This is a genomic window from Cellvibrio sp. (assembly GCF_053579595.1).
This window is the reverse complement of record NZ_JBRFPI010000306.1, coordinates 1-5,626: the sequence shown is the minus strand read 5'-3', so window position 1 is coordinate 5,626 and position 5,626 is coordinate 1. Positions and strand designations below refer to the sequence as shown.

7 protein-coding genes are annotated in these 5,626 nt (G+C 49.6%); 6 read left to right on the top strand and 1 reads right to left on the bottom strand.

Going from position 1 to position 5,626, the window contains the following annotated elements; translation table 11 throughout:
- Positions 1–78: 78 nt before the first annotated feature.
- The 6 genes from ACWA6V_RS16355 (at position 79) to ACWA6V_RS16330 (ending at position 4,816) form a co-directional block, all read left to right on the top strand.
- Positions 79–432, top strand: coding sequence for a hypothetical protein (locus ACWA6V_RS16355; protein ID WP_449523492.1), 354 nt, complete (start codon positions 79–81; stop codon positions 430–432).
- A gap of 61 nt (positions 433–493) precedes the next feature.
- Positions 494–1,171: a MotA/TolQ/ExbB proton channel family protein gene (locus ACWA6V_RS16350; RefSeq protein ID WP_449523491.1), complete on the top strand. Its 678-nt coding sequence runs from the start codon at positions 494–496 to the stop codon at positions 1,169–1,171.
- 34 nt (positions 1,172–1,205) lie between these two features.
- Positions 1,206–1,754, top strand: a complete 549-nt coding sequence (locus ACWA6V_RS16345) for an ExbD/TolR family protein (RefSeq protein ID WP_449523490.1) — start codon at positions 1,206–1,208, stop codon at positions 1,752–1,754.
- Positions 1,751–2,284, top strand: coding sequence for an ExbD/TolR family protein (locus ACWA6V_RS16340; protein WP_449523489.1), 534 nt, complete (start codon positions 1,751–1,753; stop codon positions 2,282–2,284). The genes ACWA6V_RS16345 and ACWA6V_RS16340 overlap by 4 nt, the downstream gene beginning before the upstream one ends.
- A 1-nt stretch (position 2,285) precedes the next feature.
- Positions 2,286–3,254 carry an AgmX/PglI C-terminal domain-containing protein gene (locus ACWA6V_RS16335; protein ID WP_449523488.1) on the top strand — a complete coding sequence of 323 codons (969 nt, stop codon included), beginning with the start codon at positions 2,286–2,288 and terminating at the stop codon, positions 3,252–3,254.
- Between the two features lie 407 nt (positions 3,255–3,661).
- Complete coding sequence (locus ACWA6V_RS16330) at positions 3,662–4,816, top strand: AGE family epimerase/isomerase (protein ID WP_449523487.1); 1,155 nt, start codon at positions 3,662–3,664, stop codon at positions 4,814–4,816.
- 19 nt (positions 4,817–4,835) lie between these two features.
- On the opposite strand, the gene ACWA6V_RS16325 is transcribed toward ACWA6V_RS16330, so the two are convergent.
- Positions 4,836–5,626, bottom strand: a 791-nt coding sequence (locus tag ACWA6V_RS16325) for a Ppx/GppA phosphatase family protein (protein WP_449523486.1), incomplete at its 5' end; no start/stop codon positions are given.

Here is a 5,626-nt window from a genome sequence, read left to right as displayed (position 1 = left end):
CTGTAGAAGAAACGGCTGCGTCTACTGAAGAATCTCCCGCTGAGACCACCACTGAAGCTCCAGCAGAGGAAGTGAGTGATGAATAAATTATGGTTAATCAGTTTTTGCATGCTTGCGTTAAACGCCTATGGGCAAGAGCAGGAGGCGCCAGTAGAGGCTGCAGTTACTCCGCCAGCAGAAGAAAAAAAAGTGCCCACTGCGAGCGATAAAAAAATGGTGCGCGAAGCCAATATTAATTTGCAAACCACAGTGACGGGCAATCAGGAGCAGCCGCGGGTAATGTACATTTTACCTTGGCAGTCGCCGCTGAGCCCCGATCTGGAAATGGAGATGTTAAGCAGCCAGGAGGATGCCGTGTTCGGCCATGTCGAGCGCGATGAGATGCAGCGTAGCCTGGAAGCGGCAGGTGAACTTGATTCGGCCGATGAGTAATTTTTTAACAATTATTTTATAAATTCATTGATGGTTTTCTTTTTTCGAGGTTAATAAAGTTATGGATACTCTGATTCGTTTTTTCCAAGAAGGCGGCGCCTTTATGTATCCCATCGCCGTGGTGCTGGTGATTGGGTTGGCGATTGCGGTTGAGCGTTGGGTGGTGCTAACCGCAGCCAAGAGTTCAAATCGCCAGGCATTTGATCGCATACTGCCGCTGTTGCAGAAAAGAGATTACGCGGGTGTAGTGAATTTGGGTAAAACGCTGAATGCGCCTATCGCACGCATTATTGCCTCTGGTATCGCGCGCATGGCGCAATCACCTCGTCGCGATGATATTGAATTGGCTATGGAAGAGGGTGTTATGGAAGCCATGCCGCGTTTAGAAAAGCGCACTGCCTATCTCGCCACTCTCGCCAATATTTCTACACTGCTCGGCCTGTTGGGTACGATCATCGGCCTGATCCAAGCGTTTACCGCGGTTGCCAGTGCCGATCCCGCGGAAAAAGCCGCGCTCCTGTCCTCATCCATTGCGGTAGCCATGAATACCACAGCATTCGGTTTGATTGCGGCTATCCCGCTCCTGTTAGTCCACTCCATGCTGCAAAGTAAAACGACTGAAATTATCGACAGTTTGGAAATGGCGGGAGTGAAATGTCTGAATATGATTAGCCATGTTCAGGATGTTCCTCGTACTCGCACACAGGATACAGGTGCAAAACCACAGGCCGCGCAATAAGCGTTTTTCCAAGCAATAATCAGGAATTAAACCTATGCGCATAAAACGCCGTTTTAAAGAGGAAGCAGACCTCGACATTACCTCCTTTATGAATCTGATGATCATATTGGTGCCGGTATTGTTGATGAGTATGGTTCTCGCGCGTACTACTGTTTTGGATTTAAAGCTGCCCGATATGGCAGATTCCAGTATTCCTCCAACGGAGGAGCCTCCGCAGCAATTGGAATTAGTTATTCGCGCGGACAAGTTTGAAATTAATTATCCCGCCGGCATCAAATTAAAGTGGGTCGAAAAAACGCCCGATGGCAATTACGACTTCAAATTATTAGCCGGCGTGTTACAAGAAACAAAACGGTTATTGGAAGACAAAGGTATCCAGAAAAAAGACATTTATATTCTCTCGGAAAAAGATACCGACTACCAAACGCTGGTGAGCACTATGGATACTGTGCGCTCCTTCAAGGCCGTCGTAGCAGCATCGGTTGTGGATGCCGAATTATTTCCGGAAATTTCCTTGGGTGATGCTCCTCCACCTGGTGGTTCCACCGGTGCCGTTGCAAGCCCTGCGGGAGGTGCGCAATGAAGCAATCCCTGCGCGCAAAACGTATGGCGAAACATCATCGCCGTTTGAATCAGGTACCCAAAGTTAATCTTGTCTCCTTGATGGATATTTTTACCATTCTGGTATTTTTCCTATTGGTAAATTCGGGCGATGTAGAAGTGCTGCAAGCCGACAAAAGTATTAAGTTGCCAGCCTCTGTATCCCAACAAGTGCCAGAAAATAATTTGTTGGTTGTGGTGAGCGCGACCGATGTGGTGGTGGGTGGTCGCAGTGTAGGCAAGGTGACCGAGCTGCTCGCGAGTACAGAGGATAAATTTGTTCCGCTCGAAACCGAATTGAAATATCTGGCGCAAAAAGCGGGTCCGTTGAAAGAAGAGGATCAGCTGACAGGTCGCCCGGTGACGATTATGGCAGACCAGAAGCTGCCGTACGCCATGTTGAAAAAAATCATGGCAACTTGTGCCGCAGCAGAATATCGCGATATTTCACTCGCTGTGACCCAGTTGGAAGTGGGTGCTGATGAGATCAGTACCGCAGCGGGGGGAGGCTGATATGGCCAGTGTCGCGCTGTTTAATTTGGAGCTGCCCTGGAGTTCGTCAATTGATGACGATAAGCGGTTCAACAAAATCCTGCTCGCATTCTTAATCGCTATGCTGGTCGTAAGTGCGGTAGTGACTATCATCAACCTACCTGAAGTCACTCGCGCGGAAAAAGAAAAATTGCCGCCGCAGTTGGCGCGTGTGGTCTTGGAAAAACAGGAGTTACCGCCGCCTAAACCCTTAGAGCCGCCCAAACCGGAAGAGAAAAAACCTGAGCCTAAACCTGAGGATAAAAAACCTGACCCCAAGCCGGTTGAAAAGCCGAAAGAGCCAGTAAAAGCACCGCCCAAACCCTCTCTCGAAAAAGCGCGCGAGCAAGCCGAGAACAGCGGTGTTATGCAATTTAAAGATGATCTCGCTGAAATGCGCGAGATGATGCAAACCTCTGCGGTGGAGACGGCGGCAACGACGGTCACTAACAGCACCGGCGAAGCAGCACAGATCGATCGTGCGATGATCACTAGCGGTGCCAAGGTGGCCAGTGGTGGCATCAATACCGCAGCCCTGAGTCGCGATACGGGCGGTGTAGCGTTGTCGGGCCGTGAAACTACCAAAGTAAAAAGTGGTTTGGCGGACGGCACCAAAAAAGCGGGTCAGGCTACCGCAGGTAATAGCAATGGAGCGGGTGGCGCGGCGCGCAGTGAAGAAGAAATTCGCAAAATCATGGAGCAACACAAGGGCGCTATCTATTCGATATACAACCGCGCTCTGCGCCAGAATGCGGCGCTTGAGGGTAAGATGGTAGTCAAGATAGTGATCGACCCCAACGGCAAAATTGTTGAGGCGAGTCTGGTGTCGAGTGAATTGGGCGATAAAGACCTTGAGACGAAGATACTGCAGCGCATCAAGCTCATCACTTTCCCTGCCTCCAATGTGGCGCGCACTACGTTGAATCAGACCTTTGACTTCCTGCCGCAGTGATACCTGCCTCACAAAACCCCCGATTCGTTGGGGGTTTTTATTTTTGTCTCCCCATTAATTTTCACCGGCCCAATAATTTTGGACGAAAGGCGCATAAAGCATTGAAACCGGTTACATTATTATGGATAATGCAATCCGCTAAGGTCTTTTTATTCAATGCTATTTGTTGGTAATCGGTTACAGTTTTTTGCTTTTTAGCGAAATACCGTTACGCAGTGTTACCGGCAGTTGTTAGTGATGAATTGCTAAGCCGTAGCCCGCTGTTGTGTTTTTTTCGCCCCGGTTCGCCGGGGTTTTTTATTTGCGCCCTGTGTAATCCTCCCGCAAAATGCCCCTGTCACATCAGCCGCAATCAATCCGATCATTACTTTTCTCGCCAGGGGCGGCGCTGCGAATTGGGAATCCTTATGACACAAGCATTGCGTGCGGCGGCCAGTCGCCTTGAACACTGGATCAAACATGATGCCCTGCCACTTTGGTTGGCGCGCGGCATTGAACCAAACACCCAAGCTAACTACGAGCGACTAACACCTTCGGGCGTGCCTGATCTGGAGTCCAGTACTCGCGTGCGTGTACAGGCGCGGCAAGCGTTTTTCTTTGCCGCCGCCTATCATCGCGGCTGGTGTCCTGAAGGCAAAGTGGTTGCCAAAAATTTGCTCGCGTTTGTCCAAAAAACAGCGTCCCACCCAACGGCGGGTGGCGGTTACACACATTTGCTTAACAAAAATTTTGTGGTGGTGGATACCAAACAGGATCTCTACGACCACGCCTTCTTTTTGCTCGCCAACGCCTGGTGCTACCGCGCGTTTGGTGAAGAATCCTATCTGCAGGAAGCCGATAAATTAATTGCCCATTTGGATGCGCGTTTTGGTTCCGCAGTAGGCGGTTGGATTGAAGGCGATTACGATTATGCCTGCCGCCGCCAAAATCCGCACATGCATTTATTTGAAGCTTTTCTTGCGCTTTATGATGCAACTAATGATGCAAAATATTTGGCGCGCGTCGGTGAATTATTTGCGCTCTTCCAAACGCATTTTTTCGATGCAGAACACGGGGTGTTGTTTGAGTTTTTTGATGACAACTGGGTGCGTTTGCCCAACGCCAAAGGCGATACGGTTGAGCCAGGCCATATGATGGAGTGGGTGTGGTTGCTCGATTGGTATCACCGCCGTACGGGACGCCCCGTTGCGCATTACACCAAAGCACTCTACGCCCGCGGTTTGGCAATCGGCATGGATAAATCCGGTTTGTTATTTGATGCGGTTAGCTTCACTGGCGAAGTAATTGACCCGAACAAGCGTTGCTGGGGAATTACGGAATTAATTAAAGCGAGTTTAGTGCAAATCCGCGACGGTAATTCAGATGCTGAGGCAATTGCAGTTAAAGGCGTAGACGATTTATTTAACTATTATCTCTGCGCATCAACACCAGGTTCTTATGTTGACCAGCGCGGCGCCAATGATGAGGTGGTAGTGGATGTTGCTCCGGCAAGTACGCTCTATCATTTAATCGTAGCGGCGATGGAATTGATTGATCATTTTGAGCTGGCAGCACAGCAGTAGCATAAGGCCGCCCGCCGGGTCATTGTGTCAGTAGTAGTAAGTCGTAGCCAATGTCACCCAAATGCCGTTGTTCTGTTTCCAAATCTGCCTGGGTTAGTGGATGGTCTTCTATCCATTTAGCGGGCAGTATTAATTTTATTTTTTTGCCATCGACTTTGACGGTAATAGTTGGTAACCCCTCTTTAATTTTTCCGCGATGAAAAATTGCCGCCATGCGCAATAAAATGGCAAGACGCACCAAATCGGTATTATCGAGCGGAAAACTTTTTGCGGGGAAGCGTTTGCGATGTGCGAGGACCAGCGCGGCGAGTTGGGTTTGCTCGGCGCGCGAGCAACCGGCGAGATCGACGTTTTGCACAATATACGCCGAGTGTTTGTGATAATCGTTGTGCGCAATATCCAAACCGACTTGATATAAGCGCGCCGCCCAGCCAAGTAATTTGCCAGCGTCATCGGTCGTAAGCTGCCAACTTTGTGCCACTTGTTTTAATAAATTGAGCGCGGTTTTTTCAACCGCGATGGCCTTATCCATATTGACATGGAAGCGCGCGGCCAAGGCATCGACACTCGCCTGGCGAATATCGTGATTTTCCAAACGGCCTTTTTGGTCAAACAATAAACCTTCGCGCAGCGCCCATTCAGCAGCGACCATTTGTTTAAGTTCAAGTGCATCAAACAAGGCGCTCAACACAATAACACCACCGAGAAAAACCGGCTGGCGATCTTCCGACAAACCGGTAATCTGCGCGTCCAGTTTGCCGTGATGTAAATAGATCGACATAATTTTTTCGAGCGAATCCTGCGTGATGG